Raw genomic sequence first — 22,626 nt, forward strand, 5'->3', positions numbered from 1 at the left:
TAACTATTTGTATACCATAAAGATAACTATTATTAATAACATGGAAAAGACTTAATATAGAGAAAGTTGAAACTTTTTTCAAAAAACAGAAAGGGCTGCGCCAAATGGAATTTTGACACAGCCCCATATCATTTTTACCACCTCAATACCTTGAACTGATTTGAAGCACAACTCTATATTGAAATATGATTATGACGTCACAATCCTTACCAACCCCATCCTTGGCCATTGGCCCATTTGCCTTGAGCCTTGAGGGTTTGCTCAATGACATCTCTTACCACACCAAATCCCCCATTTTTGTGTGATATATACTTGGCCACGGCTTTTATCTCGGGGACAGCATCATTAGGTGCTACCGGAAGTCCTACAAATGCCATGATTTCTCTATCCGGTATATCATCACCGACATAAATGATTTCCTCTTTTCGAAGCCCTGTCTCTTCCATCAGTTGCTTAAGGCATTCCAATTTGTTTGGGACTCTCATAAAGCAATGTTGTATTCCCAAATAGGCAGCTCTCTCCTTCATTGCTTGAGAAAGTCCACCGGAAATGATGGCAATCGTAAAACCTTGCTTCACGGCATATTGCATGGCATAGCCGTCTTTGATATTGAGCGTTCTCTGTGCCTCTCCATCAGGAGCCATAGGTACAACCGTACCCGAGATAACACCATCCATATCAAAAATGAATGCTTTTATCTTTTTTAGATCGTATGCTATACTACTCACGGTTTGTTTGAAGTTTAGAATGAATAATCGAATCGGACATGGTTTGATAAACCTTCTTGAGGTTTTCTTCATCCAACAAGTCCATATGCTTCTTTATTGTCTGTGTATCTTTTCGAGCTGCGGGCCCGGTCTGCGCTTTATAGGCCGGCATCACAGCTATTTTCTCAGAGGTCTCCTTGATAAGAGGGGCCAAAGCTTCTGCCGAAAGATTTGCTTTTGAGAGAAGATGCTCGGCTATGGCATATAGATGATTTGTAAAGTTACAGGCAAAGACCGCTGCAAGGTGCAACTGCTTTCGCTGATTGTCATCTGCAAATGCAACACTTTTTGAGATTGAGTTTGCCAACTTGGTTAAGGTCTCTCGCGCTTTGTCTGTTGCAGCATCCAGATAAAGAGGCAACGAAGCATAATCAAGTTTTCTTGATTTACTAAAAGTCTGAAGTGGATAAAAAATGCCATGATCATTATGCTTCTTAAGCACATTTATGCTCACACTGCCGGCTGTATGTGCCCACACACCGGAAGTCTCCGGCATTTTTTCGGCCAATTCCGAAAGGGCATTGTCACTCACCGCAAATAGATATAAATCAGCAGAAGGATCTATAAGATTGAGATTATCCAGGGCTTCTGCTCCACAATTCAATTGATCTACCAAAGCCTTGGCATGGTCATAAGTTTTGCTATAAACCTGCAAAAGCTCATTCTCAGACATGGCAATTGCCGTGGCAAGATGAGTAGCTACATTGCCACTTCCCAAAAGTATGATTTTCATTATAGTCAGGCGTTACAAATAGATTAAGAGATTGCATGTTTTCCATGCCTATTCTTCAGATGTTGGAAGATGATAATGATCAAGATGTACTCGCTCCCATAATAGCTCTTCTTCCGGAACAGGCTCTTTGTCTTCATCCTTATGTCCTACAGCTATAATACAAAGGACTTCAAGTTGAAGAGGAATATCAAATTGAAGACGAACATACTCGGCAGACTCCTGACCATTGACAGTCAAGGTATCAATGATTTGACACCAGCAAGAACCCAAGCCCAATGCTTCGGCCTGAAGTTGTATAAATGTAGCCGCAATAGAAGCATCCTCCATCCAATGATTGGATGTGATCGGATCACCAAGTACCACAATTCCCAATGGGGCATGCTCCAAAAACTTCGAGCCATGTTCTCTAACCAAAGAGAGAGCCTTCAGTTTTTCCTTATCCTCCACAACAACATATTGTACAGAATGTCTGTTTCGACTTGAAGGTGCCCTCAAACCCGCAGACAAAAGATACCGCACCTGATCAGGTGTCAAAGGAGTGTCCTTAAACTTCCTTGTAGAACGTCTATCAGAAATTAAATTGTAAAATGACTTTTCCATAACCAGAGATTTTGTTTACCCAACTGCAATAGGAGAAGCAGATATATCCAATAAGACTATCAAAAAGCAGAATAGATAGTCTCTACAACTATCTGCATTGCCTCCTACAGAAGGTCAAAGACAAATGTAAGTCTATTTTTCGATAGAGACTCAATTAGATTGAGCAAGACTATTGCTCTTCGATTGTAAAGAAAGAAAAATTGACAGAGCCATACACACGATGGTCGAAGAAGTGCTCTTCTTCACTAAAATCATATTCTTTGGGATGTTCCAATACAAATATACCTCCCGGCATAAGAATATCCGATCCAAAAATCAAGCTCGGTATTTTCTGTAGTTCAGGCAAAGCATAAGGGGGATCAGCAAAAATAAAATCAAACTTCTGACCTCCACCGGCCTTTGCCAAAAACTTCAATGCATCATGAGACAATACCCTTAGCTGACCCTCACAACCCAAAATCTTGGCAGTCTTTCGTATAAAATTGGCATGTTCGTTGCGAAGCTCCACAGCAAGGACATTGGCTGCTCCTCTTGAGATAAGCTCAAGCGAAATACTTCCGGTACCACTGAAAACATCCAATGCTCTAATTCCTTCAAAGTCCATCAAGTTATTTAGGACATTAAAGAGATTCTCCTTAGCCAAATCTGTCGTTGGTCTGGCATTAAATGACTTTGGAACATCAAAACGTCTTTTCCCATATTTACCGGAGATAATCCTCATAATTCTTTAATCTATAGTACAATGTTGAAAAAAATTGGATGCTACATCGAGCAATCTTTGGCACATATCATGACTTCTTTTGTCATCGACACAAATTCTCAAATGGTCTCCACAAGCATCAAGAGACTGCGTTCTGGCAATCATCAAAATATAATAAACAATCTCTCCTATGACCTCCTCAGAGTCCAAAGCCACAGAGAGATCAAACTTATTGGCAAAAACGATCTCCCCATTTTCAAAGATAAAGGCGTCAATCGCATTTTTTCGAATAATGACACTTAATTGACGGCCGGTGCATTCCCTTGCAAATTTGGATTCCTGCAACAATAAATCGACAAAATAAGGTTTTGGATCGACTACCAACATTTGTCTATTTAAGAACCGAATAACCGGCTTGTTGGCAGCAGACAGAAGCAACTTCTTATTATCCTGCAACTCTGTGGTATAACATTCCCAACGACGTGCCGTAGCCTCAGCTCCCACTTCCGGCTCTTCTGATATGGCTTGCAACCAAAACGAACCTTTCGACTCGTCATAAAGTTGTATTGGAACCAGCGTATACACCAATGGCTCATAATAGATTATGACCTTCTTATATGGATACGCCAAAAAGGGATTCTTATAAAAAACTTCTTCTACTGCATCTTTCTCTTCATAGACACCACAGGGATAGGCAAACCATTCCTCATATTCCAATTCTCCCGAATCAGAATAGATATGAAAGCAAAGTCCATCCACTCGTAAGCGGATGGACACACTATATTTTTCTGCTATATCCGGTCTTAAAAAAGACAAGAAATCAGTTTTCACTCCCAGTTACCTGTTGTTTTAACCTCTTTCAAAGAGCCAAGTACCAAGCCCGGGAAACCATTAGCTTTAGCATTCTCAGAAGAGATAGCCTGGCTAAGAGAAACCTTGTCCAAATCACCCAAGTAATCTTTAAACTTAAGAGAAGCACGGAATACCGGCACCTTAACTTCCGAATCGCCGACAGTCTGTGTTATAAAATCAGTCTCCAACTTGATAGGATTTTTGCTAAATGGCACATTGAAAAGATTAGCTGCCGTGATACCGGAATTCTTCAACAATGTATCAGCCACAGGTACCCAAACAGTGTCTCTACGCAACAATCCCTGTCTTACTGCTTCACGCTCTGTAATCTTCTTATCTCTCATCTCATCAGTGTACTCACCTTCAGCCTTGATGTAATACAATTTGCCCTCTTGCAAGAACCACTGTAAATGCTGAGCGTCAGCGTACTTATGATAAATATTCTCATAAGCCTGTTCCAATGTAGAGATTGCCTTAAGCTTCTTTTGGATTACTTTTTCACGCTGTGCTTTTTCCTTTATAAACTGTACCGGTGTGTAAACGCTCATTACACAAAGGTAAATCATCACTAGAGCAGCGATGCCCACTAAGATTTTGATTAGCTTATTCATCTTTATCTGATAATTATTTTACTTTCAAAGCATAAATTACACCGCTAAGATACATCTATAAATTTAGAAAGAGTAACTTAGTGAGTGCAAATATATGATTTTACAATGATAGAGCAGTCTTTTATTCAACAAATAATACAAAACATACCTTTCAAATTAAGTGAAGATCAAACCAATGCCCTCCTAAAGTTGCAAGAATTTTTTGAAGACCCCTCCCCCTATTCAATTTTTGTATTGAGAGGCTATGCCGGTACAGGTAAAACAAGTCTTATAAGTGCTTTGGTCAATGCCATGCACTTACCCGGTCTCAGTATTACTCTTATGGCTCCTACCGGCCGGTCTGCCAAAGTCTTAAGCAACTATTCCGGACTACAATCTTACACGATTCACAGAGTTATTTATCAAGCAACAGCAGCACTTCCGGAAGAGGGAGGCAGTTTCTCTCTTGCCCCGGGAGGGAGACGAGGCAGCTTATTTGTGGTAGACGAAGCCTCAATGATTGGTTCACAAGGCAACAGTTTTGGACTATTTGGATCAGGAGACCTTCTCGGAGACCTCCTCTCTTTTGCATCGTGCACAGAGGGCTCGCGTCTCATCCTTGTTGGTGATTCTGCTCAGCTTCCACCTGTAGGAGAAGACAACTCACCGGCTCTTGACATTTCCTTTTTGGAAGGTCGCTATGGTCTCAAGGTATACCACTATACCATGAAAGAGATCCTTCGACAAAAAGAGACATCCGGCATCCTTTACAATGCCACGACAATACGAAACTTACTTGAAGGGGAAAACACGCCCAAAATAAACTGCCATTTCAATGACACACATCAAATCTCCGGAGCAGAACTCATTGATGCCATTGATACCTCTTATAGAAATTACGGTTTAGAAAATGTTATGATTATATGCTACTCCAACAAGAGGGCACTTGCGTATAACCTTGGCATTAGATCCCAGGTCTTGGACTTTGAAGAAGAGATTGTGAGAGGCGAAAGGTTAGTAGTCACGCGCAACAACTACCATTATGCCACCAAAAAAGATCGCACCGACTTCCTTGCCAACGGGGAGATTATCGAAACAACTCACTTAGGAAACAGGATTGACTTATACAATAAGCGTTTTTGCGAAGCTGAGATCTTTAGAGAAGATGAAAATAGAGAGCAATCGGTCACACTTCTGCTCGACTCTCTCACCTCTGAAACAGCTCAAATGACAGGTCAAGAAAGGGAATCTTTTTATAATGAAGTTATGCTTGACTATCAAGAGATAACTTCTATCGTAAAGCAAAGAGAAGAACTAAAGAAAAACCCCTATTGGAATGCGCTCGAAGTCAAATATGCTTATGCACTGACATGTCATAAAGCACAGGGGGGACAATGGCCATGTATATTTATTGATATGGGACTGATGAGTATCATTCCAAGCGATGCCAACCTTATTCGTTGGCTTTATACAGCCATAACTCGAGCCGAAAAGGAGGTTTTCTTTGTTAATACGCCTAAGGAGATGGTTGAACCATAAAGAATTGAAGAAAAAAAGTTTTACATCTTTCCCAAAATATAAAACACTTACAAACAACTACTTAAACAACATATCACAAAGGAGGAATAAATTTTTATTCTTAAAAATAACAGCTTTCTCTTGCAGGTTTCAAAAAATGCCTTACCTTTGCATCGTGTTTCTGAGAAACGCAGTAGACAAGACAAGTCTAAAACAAAGGTAAGGGGCTCATAGCTCAGCTGGTTTAGAGCATCTGCCTTACAAGCAGAGGGTCCTAGGTTCGAATCCTAGTGGGCCCACACCTCAAAGTTTTGGAAAGTCTTAGTTAAGGGCTCATAGCTCAGCTGGTTTAGAGCATCTGCCTTACAAGCAGAGGGTCCTAGGTTCGAATCCTAGTGGGCCCACTAAAGGTTGTATCAGTGATGATGCAACCTTTTTTGGTTATATACAGTCTCGAAAAACAATTCTTTTAGCACTTCATCTACATAACGAATTAAGCACCGGGTGGATGTATTGAACCCCAAACCTATATTGTACACCTCCCTTAAATCAGACTTTATTAGATAAATAATGTAAATTTATCAGCAGTTCTTTTTGTCTAAAAACAGCCCATTTTTGAGCTTAAAAAAGGCCATTTCTTCTATAAAATCAGAGCGAAGGGAGATTTGTCGGCTTTGCTAAATGTTAATTTATATAAAGTACTATTTTTATTTGTCTTTCGCCGGCTTAAAAATCGACTTTAGGCCGCCTTTTTTGGAAGGTCGCGCGACTTGCAATCCATTCTCGCGCTACCTTGAACCTATACTCGCGCGAGGTTGCACCCCAAGTAGCGCGACTTCGCATGTCAAGGTCGCGCGAGATCAGATCCAAAGTCGCGCGAGAACGGATTGCTTCTCGCGCGAGCTTATTTGTTAAAATAGCGCATAAAAAAGCCCGTTTCGTACTATAAAAACGGGCAAAGTCGGCAAAAGGGCAAGTGACCCTAACCCTCGAATTTGTGAATTTGAAGTTGAATCAGTGTTGTTTCAGTAGCTTTTAGAGTATTAGAACAGGTAACAGTATTTAACAAACAATCCCCTCTCATGACGAGCTTCACAGCCCAATTATAAAGGACATTCTTAAGATTATATTTGATAGTTATTGGGTCATTGATTTGTTCCTCGTCGATAAGACATATCTTACCCTCTTGAAGGAATAATCCTCCAAGCAAAACAATCATCAAAAGGAAGGTAAGTAACATGATTATATCCATGGTATCTGTCTTTATCGGTGACTAAGATACTAAAAAGGATTATCTTTAGCAATGACACTTCAATTGGATTAAGGCCAAACTGTATATGAAACAGACCTCAAAAGGACCTTCTCTTAAATTCTGTATCGCAAATATTATTTTTGTTGAAGCAGTATTTCTGCATATTTCTCATTTACTAAGTGAATAGCAAAAACAAACAGTTTAACTAACATAAGTACAACTCGTATGAAACATTTAATACAATTTACACTGACTGCAGCTGCTTCATTGACTCTTCTGAGTTCATGTGACAAAGACAACAAAGAAATAAATCCGGATATTAATAAGGGTACAGACATTTACTACGCCAATAATGTCGAGACTCCAAAACCGGGATCGAGTGTTCCAAAGATTAAGAATGACAAGCGGGAAGCCATTCTTCCGGAAGACGAAGCATATGTCAATGCGGGAAATAGGCTTGGGTTCTCTCTATTTAATGAGATTGAAAAGAAAGAACCCAAAAACAATAACACTTTATTCTCCCCACTTTCTCTTGAATATGCCATGGGAATGTATATGCTTGGGATAGAGGATAAAGCCTATGATGATCTTGTTTCTAAATTTCAGTTTCCTCATGGTAATTCTATCAAACTTGCAGAGTATTACAAAAGGTTATCCCAAGATTTGATTACCTCGGACGAATACAGAAGATTCTTCCCCGCCAATGCCTTTTGGGTTGACCTGATACATAAAAAAGAAGCCAACCGGGCATATCCACAGAATTTGGAGAAATATTTCAATGCTTCCATGGCTTTTGCCAATCTGAATGACAGCCACACAATTGAAGCCATCAACAAGTGGATCGAAGCCATGACTTACGGAAGGATCAAGGATCTGCTGAAACTTCAAATGATAGACGGAAAAACTCATTTTATCTTAGTCAATACCATCTATTTCAAAGCTCCTTGGCTAAATCCATTCGATGCTTCCCATACTAAAACAGGGATATTTTACGGCTCCACTGGCAAAAGTGAAGTACCTTTTATGAGTGACATAGTCTGCGGAACACACGCTGAAGACAATCAAATGGAGGCCATCACAATGAATGCAGGAGAGGCTTATGATATGGTAATAGTCATGCCTAAAAACAGGGAAGAATTTTCATCTTCTTACTTCATACAAAATGACATCAATAAGATTTTGGACAACGGGACGACAAGTTCATTCAACCTATCACTTCCAAAGTACGAATTTACAACATCATCTTTACCGTTATCAGAAAGTATGAATAACATAGGGCTAAATAGAATTCTCACAAGCAGCACAAAAGAGAAAATGGGATTTAATGGTGGAGACAACATCCAGATTGTACAAAAATGCTTTGTAAAATGGGATGAAAATGGATTGGAGGCCTCGGCGGCCACAGCTATCTCGGGCAATGAAGCCATACCAATAAAAGTTGTTGTGGACCACCCATTCTACATCCTAATCAGACACAAACTAACAGGAAAGATTTTATTCATAGGACATGTAAATAACATTCCCAGATAAATAGAGCAAATTGATACATTAGAAAAGCACCTCCATCGAAGTAAATCTTTGGAGGTGCTTTCTATTTCAACAGATTGTCTATTACCTTCATTATATGCAACAACATCCTATTTACAGAAAGAATGATAAATAAAAATCATCTAAAGTTATTTGTTGAACAAAGGCAGTTAAGTTACATTTGTGACTAATAACAGCAAATTTATCTATGTGTAATCTAAAACTAAGTGGCTTGGGTGTGGCTATGGTGACACCTATGAATATAGATGGCAGTGTTGATTTTGAAACGCTGGACAAATTGGTAGACTATCAAATCGAAGGAGGTGCTGATTTCCTTCTTGCAATGGGTACAACCGGTGAGTCCGCCACATTGGAAGAATCTGAGCGCATAGCGATCATTAAAGCTATCATAAAGAAAGTAGACAAAAGAGTTCCGCTAATCGTTGGTGTAGGCGACAATTATACCAAAAGGCTTTTGGAAAAGGTCGAACGTTTTACTCTTGATGGAGTCGATGGCTTTTTATCTATTGTACCCTACTACAATAAACCCAACCAAGAGGGCATATACAGACATTTTTGCGAACTAAACAAAGCTTCAAAACTGCCAATCATTCTATACAATATTCCCGGGAGAACAGGGGTCAATGCAAAACCGGAAACAATCAAACGAATTGCAGATGATTGCGAAAAGATATTTGCTGTAAAAGAGGCTGCAGGAAGTGTCGATCAAGTAAAACAGTTAGTTGACCTATTGGGACAAAGACTCACCATTTTGTCCGGAGACGATCACTTGACCATCCCATTCATGAAAGTGGGAGCCAAAGGAGTCATATCAGTTGTTGGAAATGCTTACCCCAAATACTTCTCTCAACTGGTGGCTTATGCCTTAAATAAAGATTGGGGAAAAGCTCAATCAATGGACCAAAGGTTGGAGCAATTGTATCAGCTGCTCTTTGTTGAGGGGAATCCCGGAGGCATCAAATCACTTCTGAAATCAATGGAACTGATACCCAACGACACAATGAGACTGCCACTTACCGAAGTTTCTCACAAGACAGCCGAGCAGCTTTTTGAGGTATATCAAACGCTTGGAACAGATCACTGAAACAATGATGTATTAAATTGATCTAACGTCAATAACAGTGATAAAAGAAAAAGATTAAAGATAAATTGTTGGGGATAATTTCAATATCCCATAGATTATTCCCAAATTTGTGGTCACGAAAAGAATAATAAACAAAATATAGATAGTTATGAATAACTTTATGAAGTATTTAGGTGCCATCGTAATGTTGATCGGTGTACTGTTTTTGGCAGTTCCCTATTTTGCAGGCATTGAGTCCAATGCAACACTATGGACCGGTTTGATTCTTGAAATCATCGGCTTTGTAGGACATATTGTTTTGAATAGAAGAGCGGGAGCTTAAGAATCCTCATTTTTATAAAGATGTATTTTTAAGAAGCTGTTTCGATTTTATCGGACAATCAAAAAAGTAATTCGAAGCAGTTTCTCAGTCTTCCTTTGCCACTTCTATAGGCAGAGGAAGATTTGTTGTCACTTATTGTGAGTGAGAGGGCGGTTTTGACTTCATTATAATGCTTTTAATGAATAACTATTTGTATTATGAGCATCTATTAAAGCCCTTTCTTTAGTCTGTTTCAGACAACTGTTTTTGGATTTGTTGCCCCCCCAAATGCATAAGTTCGTAAACCCAAACTCTCATATCACTTGAAATTCTTTTAAGTTATTTTTCGGTTGTATGTATTGCAAATACTCATTATCAGTTTTCTCAGTGTAACTGGAAGCAATACAATATTTATTAACCTTTTGGCTTAGAAGCAATTTATTTTAATGGGTATTTCGGGTTCTCCTCAATAGTAAAATGATTGCCATTATCAGAGCAAAGACAAAGAGAGAAAACAGGAGGAGCATCGACCTAATAATACGTAAACAATACAAACCTTGTTCATTCAAGCTGTTTGTATCCTTATATTTTTATAATAAACTCATTTATGTATGATAGACGGACACGGTGATGATCTATACAAATATGGTATAGATGTTTTAAAAGCAAACTTCAGTAGTAATATCTACGGTCCTACCAACAACCAGGCGCTGAAAGAACACCTCATTCGATCAATTTCGGTTATTGATTCATATCCGGAGCCTGAGCCATATTCTCTTCAAGAGAGATTAGCAGAGAAACTTCATGTTGACAAATCAAATGTAATCGCATTTTCCGGTGCTACAGATGCCATTTACACGATTGCAAATGTTTTGGGAAGCAACAGTGTCAATGTAGTTGTACAACCTACATTCAGCGAATATACCGATGCACTCAATCATGTAGGAGCAAAGGTTTACAATGTATCATCCTTCAAAGAGGGAGCCAATCTTATCAGTTGCTTTCGATTGGATGCCTTTTGGTTTTGCAATCCCAACAATCCTACCGGTCAAGTAATTCCTCTTGCAGAGATCAAGGCCCTTGCAAAACGATGCTCCAACACCCTTTTCATTATTGATCAGTCATACGCATCCTTTACTGCAGAAGATGTATTTCCAGATGAAGACATCAACACATTCGATAATATTTTAATTCTTCATTCACTTACAAAAGCATACAAACTTCCCGGTCTAAGACTTGGTTATGCAGTGACACAAAACAGACTTATCCTACAAAAATACGGAGCATTCAGGATGCCTTGGTCTGTCAATGCTTTGGCGATAGAAGCCGGTATGTTTGTCACGAAAGATGAAGAATGGAACAAAAGAACATTTGATTTGGGAGTATTGCTCAGTGAAGCCAAAGCATTGCGAGACGGTCTGATTGCGTTAGGACTTGAGGTTGAGCCTACCAATACCCATTTTATGCTATGTAAAATTAGTGACAAACATTCGATCACATCTCAAGAACTCAAAGACAAACTTGTCTCTCAATTCGGATTGCTTGTCCGAGATGCCTCCAATTTTCACGGCCTCAGCAACAAGCATTTTCGTGTTGCAGCACAAGATGCATCAAGTAATTCATTACTTTTGAATGCTATTAAGCAAGTTCTTAAGTAATTTGACAGAATGTTTGATGCAGATATAAGTTATTTCACAGTACCTATAGTATGTTTTGCATTTGCCTGGATCTTAGACAGGATCTTTGGAGACCCAATCTCTCTTCCGCATCTTGTGGTCGGATATGGCAAATTGATTTCTTTTTGGGAAAAGAGGGCTAATCGCACATCATCCGAAGCTCATGTGAAAAGGATTCACGGCGCATTGATGGGATTTGTCCTAACTTATGGCGTGCTTTTAGTCACGATTGCAATAATTTATAGTGCCTATTCGACCATCCCCATTTTGGGGGTGGCCATTTCTATTATACTCATATTCTACTGCCTTGCAGGTACCAGCCTCATTAGAGAAGTAAAACAGGTCTTCAAGGCCGTAGATCTTTCTGTTGATGCCGGAAGAGCACAAGTTGCCAGGATTGTGGGGCGAGACACTTCGCAGCTCTCACCTCAAGAGATTCGTATCGCAGCATTAGAAACACTTGCCGAAAATCTAAACGACGGAGTCATTGCTCCTATATTTTATTTCTTTGGTGGAGTATTGTTAGGACTGTTGCTTCATCTGGTCTATCCACTTGCCACAGAAGTGCTACCTCTTTCGTTGGGTGTTGGACTAATGACAGCATTTAAGATGGTCAATACTCTTGATTCGATGGTAGCATACAAAAACGATCGATACATCGACTATGGACGATACTCAGCCATTCAAGACGATATTTGGGGCTACATACCTGCACGGATTACAGCTATCATGCTTCTGTTGTCCGCTAAGGCTCTTGGCAACTGGTCTTTTGTAAAGAGATTTGGTCGAGCCCATCTCAGTCCCAACAGTGGATATCCGGAAGCTGCAATGGCTTCTCTTCTAAATTGCAGATTCGGCGGCCCTCACAATTATTTTGGCAAAGAGGTCTATAAACCCTATATAGGGATAAACGAACGATTGGTGGACACCAAGGATTGTAACAAATCCATCCACTTTGCACAAAGGGCGGAATTTCTTTCTATTTTGACTTTTATAGTCATTGCATTCATTGTCTGGCTTTCGGTTATGTCATTGTAATGAAGAAGAAACTTGGGAAAATATCTTTGCATCCTTCTCGTTTCAGAAGGCAGTTGCATCAGCGAATAATTCGTTGGTTCAAGCCTTTGGCATGGCTCCTGGCTATTCTATTTTTTATTCTCTACCTTCTTCCCCTGATATTAATCAACATTCCATCAGTGCAACATTGGATGGCTAAAGAGTCATCATCGTATCTAAGTCGCACCCTCAAGACTGAAGTAAGGTTGGACAAGGTGTATATTGCTTCACTGGGTCGAATCGGGCTCTCAGGAGTAGAGATCAAAGACCAACAGGACAAACCACTATTGCAAGCAAAACGACTCGAAGGGGGATTGGATTGGATTCAACTCATCAAAACCGGAGAGATAACCATTAGATCGGCTCGTCTTTTTGATGGATATATCAACCTATATCACCTAAAAGACCAACGGCTCAATGCAGATTTTATCATTACACTTCTAAAAGGAGATCCCAATCATCCCTCTAAAACGCGTCTTCGTATCAATACCATTATCATTAGAAATACCTCCTTATCCTATATACCATTAGATAAAAGACGAAAATATCTTGCCAAGAATCTGAACCTAAAGGTCAGAAAACTTAGGATTTACCCTCATAATATCTCCGGAGAGTTGAGGCATATGTCATTTAACCTCAATAGAGATCTTTTTGAAGTAAGAGATTTTGCCGGAAGGTTTAGTCTTGTTGATCAAATCCTCAAACTAAATGACGTGGCATTGTCTCTCCCTCATTCTCATCTGAACCTTCCATTGTTGGAAATGAATCTTGGAGAAAAAAACAGTGGTGTTCCGACCTTTTCTTTTGACAATCTCACAGCCAATATCACCCCATCCGATTTGAAAGGTTGGTTTGAGCCCTTATCCGAATTTGATGATCTATGCTCTTTGACCCTAAAAGGGCAGGTAAAGAAGGATAAGATTTTGTTGAATGATTTATCAATAAACTACCCGAATTTTAATCTAAGTATAGAAGACCTAAGCTCCCGTTCTATCCCGAGAAGCAAAGACTCCCTTAGCAGTCTATTAAGTCACAATGGACTCTCTTTGGGAAACCTGAGCCTGCAAATAAACAGGTCATTGTTTCACAAGATTACAGCGGAGTTGATTCCTTATCAAATCAGTCAGCATCTGTCTCCTTTAGGATTTATCGACTTCAAATGCCATGTAGACGAAGGACGTTCAGCTTCTCAATATAAGTTCTATACAGAACTCTTGACAGGACTCGGTAAACTATCGGGAGACATTGATTTGGCCTTCTCGCAAAAAAACCTTTATCCATCAGCTATTGACGGAATGCTCAATATAGACAACAAGTCAATCCTGTCGTACACCCCATACGGAAGCCAACCCCTCCTCTTGGATGCAACAATAAAAGTAGCAGCAAAGCATTCAGATCATACACTTATCAAACAAGTTCCCTATCGAGGACATTTAGATGTTTCTATCCGCAATGGCATTTACAAATACTTAAATATCAATGATGCCACTATCAACCTCACTTCGGACAACTTAGGGTATAAAGCTCTCGTAACATGCAAGCAACCCAATGTTCAAGCAAACTTGTCATATTCGATGCATCAAAAACAACCTCAATTAGACTTTGACATCGAATCCTCAGAATTTGCATTGAACAAATTCGAGAAACTTCCCGAATGGCTTCGCAAAACGACCTGTTCATTCAATGCTCAAGGATATATCAATGATTTTTTATCTATTGATAAAATTGGAGGGCAAGTATCATTGTCCAAAATGCTGTTTAAGTTACCTAAGGAGGAGAAACTGGACTTAGCTCCCTTTGATGCCTACCTCCTTAGAGAAGGACGAGGCCTAAGTATGGGGGTCAATTCTCCTTACCTATCAGCCTTAGTTAAAGGTAGCTTTCCCTTAAACGAATTGCCGGCATACTTTACTTCTGCCCTAACAAAAGCTCTTCCACAAGGATTGATAAAGTCAAAATTTCCTCACGCCTTATCGCAAAATGCTCAATTTCAAGCAGATGTACATGTAGGTAAGCACCTTGCCATTTTGGAGAAATACATCAATATGCCACTTCAATTTGTATCGGATATTGATCTCTATACACATTATAAATCTCCATCCCTGCTTGATGTTAATATCAAGATGGATTCCGTAAGGAGAGGAAGTCTTTGCTTTCACAATCTTAAAGCTCTCCTTAAGGTTAATGACCATAAAGCGGCACTCCAATGTCAAGGAGACATTCAACACAAGGATAGCCTCACTTCTAAAGACTGGAAAATAAGTTTATTGTCGGATTCGGATAAAGATATCGTTGGGAAAATTGATTTGGGATACCGTCCGGGCAACAAAGACAATGGACATATCATAGCCAAAGCCCAATACACCAATCCAAACAACAAGCCACAATGGAATATACAAATAGACAAATCCAGGTTTTACCTAAACAATATCTATTGGGATTTGGAGCCATCAGAAGTGGATATAATAGGGGGCGAAGTAAAAGTTTCTGCTCTTCAATTAAAAGCTCCCGGCAGAGGACTTTATGTGCAAGGCAAACTGGGACACAACCCCGATGATCGACTAAACATCAAACTAAACCATATCGACCTATTGTACGCACTCAGTGCCGCAGGCGTCTCATTTGACATTTTACAAACCGAGCTTACGGGAGAGGCTTCAATTTCGGATGTTTATGGAGAGCAGATTATGGAAGCCAACTTGACAAGTGAAGCATTTAAAGTGAATGGAAGAGATGTCGGGGCTATAGAATGTCATGGCAATTGGGAGAAAAACACACAGCAAATTGTACTGACAGCTACCGTAACCCAAGATAGCGCCAGATATGCAGACGTCAGTGGCTTTATCAAGCCGGTCGGAAAGGATGCCGGGCTGAGACTTAACTTTGATGCTCACGACCTCAAAATAGATTTTATAGACTACTGGTTGTCGGGATTTTGCAGCAAATTTAGTGGCAATGCTACCGGTCTGATCCGGTTGGTTGGTCCATTTAGCTGTCTCGGGCTTGAAGGAGAAGCAGAAACTCGTAATCTACAGTTTGGGATTGATTATACCAATGTGGTTTATACACTAAATGGACGAGCCAAGTTTACACCGGTCTCAATGGATTTTACAGACTTCGAAGTAAAAGATCAAGAGGGTCATAAGGGACAATTTAATGGACATGTGGGATACAAAGGATTCGACAACTTTGTCTATTCTTTGCAAGCAGATAATCTCAATGACCTACAAGTTTATAATGTTACAAAGGCCAAAAACAACTTCATATATGGAGCTGCATATGCTTCAGGAAAAGCATCATTGATTGGCAGCGAACATGACTTTACCTTAAGAGGAGCTCTCACTGCAGACAAAGGATCGGATATGACCCTAAACTTCATGAAGCCAACAGTTTCTTCCAAAACCGGATTGATGAAATTTATTGACTTCGATGCTCCCGCCTCAACTAAAGATTCTACAAGCAAACAATCAGAGCAATCTGCCTCATCCATGCCTATAACCATTTCGCTCCAACTGGATATCACACCAAAAGCAAAAGTAAAGTTGGTATTGGATGACGCAAATTCTGACGGCATTGTAGCAACAACAGAAGGGAACCTAAAAATTGATTACAATTCAGAAGCAGAAACCGATGTATACGGAAAGCTCAGTCTCTTGGATGGGACCTATCAATTCAACTTCCAAAACATTATTCGTAAGAACTTCGACCTTGAAAAAGGAAGTAAGATATTGTTCTATGGAGATCCAATGGATGCAACTATCAACCTAAAGGCAAACTATAAGTTGACAACAAACTTGGCTGATCTTGACGAAAGCTTCAATACTCTGTCACAAAACACATCATCCGTACCACTACTGTGTGTACTCGAAGTAGATGGAGCAATCAAAAGACCCGATGTGGGATTTAATATCGTCCTTCCAAGTAGTGATGCGGAACTTCAGAGAAGAGTACATGCATTTATCAACACCGAAGACGAAATGTCAAAGCAGGTTGCATACCTTATCATGACAGGTCGATTCAACAGTATCAACAACCTCAATGCCTCTGACAATACAGCTGACATAGCAGCTTCAGCCGCTGCCACCAACTTGTCGGATCAGCTATCCTACATTCTAAGCAAATTTGGAAGTAACTTCAGATTTGGAACAATGATCAAGACACCTACCGGACAATACGCCAATACAGATATGGAGCTTTTAATGAGCGGATCTTTATTTGACAATAGATTGAAGGTTAACGGAAACTTCGGATATAGAGAAAACCCGATGCTAAAAGGAACATATGTGGGAGAATTTGATGCCGAATACAGCCTCAATAAATCCGGAAGTATCATACTGAAAGCATACAACCACTACAACAATATGTACCAATACCTCAAGCAATCCTCATCAACCTGGGGATTTGGAATCATGTACAAAAAAGACTTTGACAGCTTTATAGAGTTATTCCCCAAGCCTATGAGAAAGTGGTTTAGAAAAGAAAATCGATCTAAATCCAAACAAAAAGAAACTATCATCTATAAATAAGGCATTGTTATATGAAACCGGATATTTATACAAGACTCAAAAACTACCACATTATATTGGGATCTCAATCTCCACGTAGAAAACAGCTCTTGCAAGGACTGGATATCTCGTTTGAGCAAAAACCCATGCCAGATATTGACGAAATTTATCCGCCAGGTCTCGATGCAGTGGATGTGCCCGAGTATTTAGCACGTCTTAAGGCCTCTGCATATAAAAATGAGATGAGAGAGGATACACTCCTAATCACAGCTGATACTGTAGTCATTATAGACAACGAAATTCTTGGCAAACCTCATGACAGGTCCGACGCTATAGAGATGCTTCAGAAAATAAGCGGAAGGGAACATATGGTAGTAAGCGGTGTCTGTCTTACAAAACTTGGAGAACAACAATCTTTCTCTTCTCGATCTTTTGTTACATTTGCAGAGATTCCAATTCAAGAAATAACTTATTATATAGACAAATATAAACCCTTCGATAAAGCAGGGGCTTATGGCATACAAGAGTGGATTGGCTATGTAGCAATACAAAAGATAGAAGGGTCTTTTTATAACGTGATGGGATTGCCGGTACATCAACTGTTTAATTCACTCAAAAACTTTGTGTAATAAACTTTATTCATTACCTTTGCATCCCATAAGTGCTGAGAATAAAATAAATAAATAATATAGACTGAGATGAAAAGGACATTCCAACCATCAAACAGGAAGCGTAAGAATAAACATGGCTTCCGCTCAAGAATGGCAACTAAGAATGGTCGTCGAGTACTAGCTGCTCGCCGTTCTAAAGGTCGTGCCAAACTAACTGTTTCTGACGAGTACAACATGTCTGTCAGATAAGCAAGTTATTTGAAATTAATGAATCTAACGATTGGGGAAGGAAAAAGTCTTCCCCAATTTTTTTGATCAAAAAATAAGGAAAAGATTTGTGGCATACAGATATAATGTATAAACACGACCCCTTAATCCGAAGATGTCATTAGAGAGACAATTCTTAGAAAACAATTTATCCCAAATATGCAGATAGAACATCGGAGTACCACATACATTCAAATATTCAAATCCCTTTTTCCCTTTATCACATCGCACCAAAATGGTGGAAAAATTTAGCAGACAATTTATAAGATTATAAAACGATGATATATAATGTATTAAGAATAATAATTTCAAATGACGGTCATTAGAATCTGCCATCTAACGACAAATCCGGGTTAAAACAACCTCTAAATAGGTCTCTCTTTAGCAATAACACTTTCTTCCATTCATTAATATCTGATGCCATTTTACATATTAAGTTCTTGGAATTACTCCATTATGCATCGCTCATTTTGCTCTATCTGGACAATGCCATCCAAAGGCCACATAAAATGTCTTATCTAAGTCTTTAAAGTATTGAACAATATCTTATCTTTCTTTATATCTTTGCTAAGTATTGGGAGTTGTTTGGGTCTAATCAATCTATTGGAAAACGACTTCTTAATCCTTTGATGTAAATAATATGGACAGTATCATCATTATACCCACTTACAATGAAAAGGAGAACATAGCCTTGATGATTGAAAAGGTGATGTCACTTCCTAAACCATTCGATATCCTGATTGTTGATGACAATTCGCCTGACGGGACAGCAGGTATTGTAAAGAACTACCAAAAGCAATATCCTGATAGGCTTTTTTTGATTGAACGTGCAGGTAAACTTGGTCTGGGTACAGCCTACATAGAAGGATTTAGATGGAGTCTTGAACGAGACTACAAATACATTTTTGAGATGGATTGCGACTTTAGCCATCCGGTTGAAAAGCTTACGGAGCTTTATACGGCTTGTCATGACCAGGGATATGATGTAGCGGTTGGAAGCAGATATATCAAAGGTGGCCATGTAAAAAACTGGCCTTTGGGTCGCATATTAATGTCTTATTTTGCCTCTGTCTATGTTAGAATAGTCACCTGGATGAATGTTCATGATACGACAGCAGGATATGTCTGTTACAAAAGAGAGGTTTTAGAGTCGATAGATTTAGATTCGATACATTTCAAGGGATATGCTTTTCAGATCGAGATGAAATATACTGCTTATTGCCTTGGCTACAAGATAAAGGAGGTTCCTATTACATTTGTAAATCGTAGATTGGGAACTTCAAAAATGAACAGTTCTATCTTTGGAGAGGCATTTACAGGAGTCCTTAAACTTAGATATTGGCATATGTTTAAAAATTTTCCAAAACGTAAGAGATTTTAGTTTTACCAAACCAAACATCCATTTTCAATGAAAACTCTTCTTCGAGATGCGATGATCATAAACGATCACAGTAGAATGCATGGATCCGTACTTATCGAGGATGACACTATACTTAAGATAGCATCTTCTGAATTTGATACCGATTGTATGGTCTCTTCGTCAGATGTCATAATCAACTGTAAAGGGCTCCTTCTACTGCCAGGATGCATAGACGACCAAGTCCATTTCAGAGATCCCGGTCTTACCCACAAAGCAGATATTGAAAGCGAAAGTCGCACAGCAGTAGCTGGAGGCGTAACAACCTTTATGGATATGCCTAATACAAAGCCTACAACGACAACAATAGAGGCTTGGCAAGCAAAAATGCAGAGAGCGGCAGACGTCAGTTGGGCCAATTATGGATTCTTTTTTGGTGGAACCAATGACAATATAAATGAGATTAAAAAGATTGACAGGCATAGTATTCCCGGGCTGAAACTATTTTTGGGAGCCTCCACAGGCAATATGCTGGTAGACAATAAAGAATCTCTGAGAAGAATCTTTTCTGAAACAGACCTTCTAATTGCTGTTCATGCTGAAAAAGAAGAATTGATTCGTAAAAACAAGGCTTATTACATTTCTAAGTTTGGAGAAAATCTTGGAATAGAGTTTCATTCTTTGATTCGCTCGGCAGATGCCTGCTACAGATCTTCCGCTGAAGCGGCTGAGCTTGCAGAACGCTGCGATGCACGCCTACATATTCTACATATTTCAACAGAAAAAGAACTATCCCTTTTTAGAAAAGATATACCACTCAGAGAGAAGCGTATTACTTCTGAAGTATGCGTACATCACCTATGGTTTGATGACTCATACTACAAGACTTTAGGCAATAGGATCAAATGGAATCCGTCAATAAAGCGCTTATCTGACCGTGATGCTCTAAGAGAGGCCGTAAGAAATCACAAGATAGATATAGTAGCAACAGATCATGCGCCACACCTTTGGTCAGAGAAGCGAGGTTCTTGCCTTAGAGCTGCCAGTGGAGGTCCACTGATCGAACACTCTCTGCTTACAATGCTGGAGATGGTCAAACAGGGGATATTCAGTTATGAGAATGTGGTAGATATGATGGCCCATAGGCCGGCTATTCTATTTGGAATACCGGATCGAGGCTTTATTCGTCCTGGGTATAAAGCAGATTTGGTTTTAGTAAACCCAAATAAGCCACATAGAGTTACTGACAATAAAGTCTTTTCTAAATGTGCTTGGTCACCTTTTGATGGTTATATATTTGCACACTCAGTTGAGAAAACTTTTGTCAATGGGTGTCTCGCATTTTCCAATGGAATTCATTCTCACAAAAGGCCAGAGATTGAAGCTGTGAGATTTGGCTACTAATATCTCATTGTATTCCATTAAAACCTTTGTTTAATAGGTAGTTAAGGATACGTAAAGAAAGGAACAACAGACAATATGCAATACATTCATCTTAAAAACAGACCAACAGTCAGCAATCGGGACAAAAGGGGTTCTTAACCAATCACTCACACAATTAACTCAAAATAGATTTTAAGTGTATACCTATCACAACATCTAATAGTATATTTGACATACGATTAGTCAACCATATCACATTTTTTGATGTTTATTATACTTTGACTTATCAAAAAATTATTTAGCTTTGTGGTAGCGCAAGCCATATGGAGAACAATGAACGATGAGAATTGACTAGAACAGTTCTTCAATCTTTCAAAAAAGATATTTATTTTTTTAAGTATAACTACTAATCAAAAGTTAAAATGAAAAGATTTTTTAAGTATGCAATCGCAGCTGTAGCAGCATTGACTCTTGCTGGTTTCGCAGTGTCTTGCGGTAGCGATGACGACGACAAAAATGACGTGGAGATTACAGCTCCTAAGGGTACCGAAATCTCTGTAAAGGTTGGAGAAACAGTAACAGCAGAGGTTGCTGTAAGACCTGCAGGTACAACTCTTACATGGGCTTCTGCCGATGAAACAAAGGCTACGGTAAAAGATGGAGCAATCACAGGTGTAGCTGAAGGTAAAACCACTGTAACAGCAACTGCAAAGGGAAAATCTGTCACTTTCAATGTAACAGTTACAAAGAAGGAAAATGGTGGTGGTGATAACCCACAAACAGGTAAAGTAAACGAATTGCCAAGACTTATTTTTGACAATGATGAAGCAGAAATAAAAAAGTACGAAGAGAAAGTGCCAAGAACTATGACACAAGCAGCTTTGCCTGAAGTAGGTCTTCAAGATCCTGTTCCTGTATTTGCAAACAAAGATCTTTCAACAGTAAAGGGTGTTGTATATGGTCTAAACAACGGTAAATTTGATCTTATTCTTGTTGGTTGTTCAAGTAGTAAGATTGTAGATCTCCTCACTGCAAACGGATTTGAAGCTATGCCACTTGAAAATGGTAGCACAGCTTATATAAACGAATCTATAAAAGTTGCATATATGAAATTTCCTAAAGTAGCTCAAGCATTCCAGGATCTTGGTTGCGATGAAATGGGTGCATTTATGAATCTTGGAGAAAGTGGTGGTCAACAAGGTAGTGGAACACCGGACTTCGTTCCGAATGATAAAGAATTCCCAATCCTTTCTATCAACCCTGGAGATGCTGTTACTGCACACGAGAAAGCTGCTGGCAGAACACTTACAGAAGGTCTTGAACTTGGTTTTTCAAAACCAGTTTCTGCATTCGTTGGTAAATGCGAACATATAAACGTAGTTATGTACGGTGTTTCTTGGAGTACAAGTGATAACAAAGCATCTTTAGGTATGCTCGCTGGTGCAAATGGCGACAGAATGACTGTTTTGAAACCATACTTTGACAAAGTTCTTGAAGGATGGGAATACTACGGAAAGAATGAAGCACAACTTTGTGGTTGGATTAGCAAAGATGGATGGACAATTGTCGTTACAGATGAAAAGGGAGGAAAAGACAACTATGCATATGAGCATGAAATCCAGATTATCTCTAACACTCCGGCTCAAAATGCTCCCCAAGCTCTTACAGTTCGCAAGGCACAAGTTATTAAGCCTCTTAAGAACAACTTCCAATTGGTTGTTAGACGCTAATCTATCTCTTCATTAGATATCTCAATTGAGATTGTAAAATGGAAGACGAAGGGGATATGCTCAAGATGGGCATATCCCCTTTTCTATTGCAACAAT

General features: G+C 39.3%; 19 protein-coding genes and 2 tRNA genes. 14 read left to right on the forward strand and 7 right to left on the reverse strand.

Features of this window, described 5'->3' with window-relative positions; all coding sequences use genetic code 11:
- Window positions 1-206: 206 nt before the first annotated feature.
- From ACFO3G_RS00615 to ACFO3G_RS00640, 6 genes are all read right to left on the reverse strand, one after another.
- Window positions 207-728, reverse strand: a complete 522-nt coding sequence (locus ACFO3G_RS00615) for a KdsC family phosphatase (RefSeq protein ID WP_380077006.1) — start codon at window positions 726-728, stop codon at window positions 207-209.
- Window positions 721-1,500, reverse strand: a complete 780-nt coding sequence (locus tag ACFO3G_RS00620) for a Rossmann-like and DUF2520 domain-containing protein (protein WP_380077008.1) — start codon at window positions 1,498-1,500, stop codon at window positions 721-723. The genes ACFO3G_RS00615 and ACFO3G_RS00620 overlap by 8 nt, the downstream gene beginning before the upstream one ends.
- 48 nt (window positions 1,501-1,548) lie before the next feature.
- Entirely contained in the window at window positions 1,549-2,100 is a 552-nt protein-coding gene (locus tag ACFO3G_RS00625) for a nitroreductase family protein (protein ID WP_380077010.1), read from the reverse strand.
- Window positions 2,101-2,269: 169 nt separating this feature from the next.
- Window positions 2,270-2,821 (reverse strand): 16S rRNA (guanine(966)-N(2))-methyltransferase RsmD, encoded by a 552-nt coding sequence (gene rsmD / locus ACFO3G_RS00630; RefSeq protein ID WP_380077012.1) that lies wholly within the window; start codon window positions 2,819-2,821, stop codon window positions 2,270-2,272.
- A 6-nt stretch (window positions 2,822-2,827) separates the two neighbouring features.
- On the reverse strand, window positions 2,828-3,631 hold the full coding sequence (locus ACFO3G_RS00635; protein WP_380077014.1) for a DUF3822 family protein: 804 nt from the start codon (window positions 3,629-3,631) through the stop codon (window positions 2,828-2,830).
- On the reverse strand, window positions 3,628-4,263 hold the full coding sequence (locus ACFO3G_RS00640; RefSeq protein ID WP_380077016.1) for a hypothetical protein: 636 nt from the start codon (window positions 4,261-4,263) through the stop codon (window positions 3,628-3,630). The genes ACFO3G_RS00635 and ACFO3G_RS00640 overlap by 4 nt, the downstream gene beginning before the upstream one ends.
- Before the next feature lie 105 nt (window positions 4,264-4,368).
- On the opposite strand from ACFO3G_RS00640, the gene ACFO3G_RS00645 reads away from it, so the two are divergent.
- From ACFO3G_RS00645 to ACFO3G_RS00655, 3 genes are all read left to right on the forward strand, one after another.
- On the forward strand, window positions 4,369-5,781 hold the full coding sequence (locus ACFO3G_RS00645) for an ATP-dependent DNA helicase (RefSeq protein ID WP_380077018.1): 1,413 nt from the start codon (window positions 4,369-4,371) through the stop codon (window positions 5,779-5,781).
- A 203-nt stretch (window positions 5,782-5,984) separates the two neighbouring features.
- A tRNA-Val gene (locus ACFO3G_RS00650) sits at window positions 5,985-6,059 on the forward strand.
- 30 nt (window positions 6,060-6,089) lie between these two features.
- Window positions 6,090-6,164: transfer RNA gene (locus ACFO3G_RS00655), tRNA-Val, on the forward strand.
- Window positions 6,165-6,742: 578 nt separating this feature from the next.
- Here the strand turns inward: ACFO3G_RS00655 and ACFO3G_RS00660 are convergent.
- Window positions 6,743-7,012, reverse strand: a complete 270-nt coding sequence (locus ACFO3G_RS00660; RefSeq protein ID WP_380077020.1) for a hypothetical protein — start codon at window positions 7,010-7,012, stop codon at window positions 6,743-6,745.
- Window positions 7,013-7,237: 225 nt separating this feature from the next.
- Here ACFO3G_RS00660 and ACFO3G_RS00665 point away from each other — a divergent pair, with 225 nt between their 5' ends.
- The 11 genes from ACFO3G_RS00665 (at window position 7,238) to ACFO3G_RS00715 (ending at window position 22,530) form a co-directional block, all read left to right on the forward strand.
- Window positions 7,238-8,542, forward strand: a complete 1,305-nt coding sequence (locus ACFO3G_RS00665) for a serpin family protein (protein ID WP_380077022.1) — start codon at window positions 7,238-7,240, stop codon at window positions 8,540-8,542.
- Between the two features lie 205 nt (window positions 8,543-8,747).
- A complete protein-coding gene (dapA, locus tag ACFO3G_RS00670) occupies window positions 8,748-9,644 on the forward strand; it encodes a 4-hydroxy-tetrahydrodipicolinate synthase (RefSeq protein WP_380077024.1) in 897 nt (298 codons plus the stop codon).
- 148 nt (window positions 9,645-9,792) lie between these two features.
- Window positions 9,793-9,966 carry a hypothetical protein gene (locus ACFO3G_RS00675; protein ID WP_380077026.1) on the forward strand — a complete coding sequence of 58 codons (174 nt, stop codon included), beginning with the start codon at window positions 9,793-9,795 and terminating at the stop codon, window positions 9,964-9,966.
- A 590-nt stretch (window positions 9,967-10,556) separates the two neighbouring features.
- Window positions 10,557-11,603, forward strand: coding sequence for an aminotransferase class I/II-fold pyridoxal phosphate-dependent enzyme (locus tag ACFO3G_RS00680; RefSeq protein WP_380077028.1), 1,047 nt, complete (start codon window positions 10,557-10,559; stop codon window positions 11,601-11,603).
- A gap of 9 nt (window positions 11,604-11,612) precedes the next feature.
- A complete protein-coding gene (gene cbiB, locus ACFO3G_RS00685) occupies window positions 11,613-12,659 on the forward strand; it encodes an adenosylcobinamide-phosphate synthase CbiB (protein ID WP_380077029.1) in 1,047 nt (348 codons plus the stop codon).
- Window positions 12,659-17,203, forward strand: a complete 4,545-nt coding sequence (locus ACFO3G_RS00690) for a translocation/assembly module TamB domain-containing protein (protein WP_380077031.1) — start codon at window positions 12,659-12,661, stop codon at window positions 17,201-17,203. Before cbiB ends, ACFO3G_RS00690 begins: the two co-directional genes overlap by 1 nt.
- Before the next feature lie 11 nt (window positions 17,204-17,214).
- On the forward strand, window positions 17,215-17,811 hold the full coding sequence (locus tag ACFO3G_RS00695; protein WP_380077033.1) for a Maf-like protein: 597 nt from the start codon (window positions 17,215-17,217) through the stop codon (window positions 17,809-17,811).
- 69 nt (window positions 17,812-17,880) lie between these two features.
- Window positions 17,881-18,042, forward strand: coding sequence for a 50S ribosomal protein L34 (rpmH, locus tag ACFO3G_RS00700; RefSeq protein WP_380077035.1), 162 nt, complete (start codon window positions 17,881-17,883; stop codon window positions 18,040-18,042).
- 658 nt (window positions 18,043-18,700) lie between these two features.
- On the forward strand, window positions 18,701-19,441 hold the full coding sequence (locus tag ACFO3G_RS00705; RefSeq protein WP_380077037.1) for a polyprenol monophosphomannose synthase: 741 nt from the start codon (window positions 18,701-18,703) through the stop codon (window positions 19,439-19,441).
- Window positions 19,442-19,468: 27 nt separating this feature from the next.
- Complete coding sequence (locus ACFO3G_RS00710; RefSeq protein WP_380077039.1) at window positions 19,469-20,821, forward strand: dihydroorotase; 1,353 nt, start codon at window positions 19,469-19,471, stop codon at window positions 20,819-20,821.
- A 401-nt stretch (window positions 20,822-21,222) separates the two neighbouring features.
- Window positions 21,223-22,530, forward strand: coding sequence for an Ig-like domain-containing protein (locus ACFO3G_RS00715; RefSeq protein WP_380077041.1), 1,308 nt, complete (start codon window positions 21,223-21,225; stop codon window positions 22,528-22,530).
- Window positions 22,531-22,626: the final 96 nt, after the last annotated feature.

This window comes from Falsiporphyromonas endometrii (assembly GCF_042654485.1).
Lineage (GTDB): Bacteria > Bacteroidota > Bacteroidia > Bacteroidales > Porphyromonadaceae > Porphyromonas > Porphyromonas endometrii.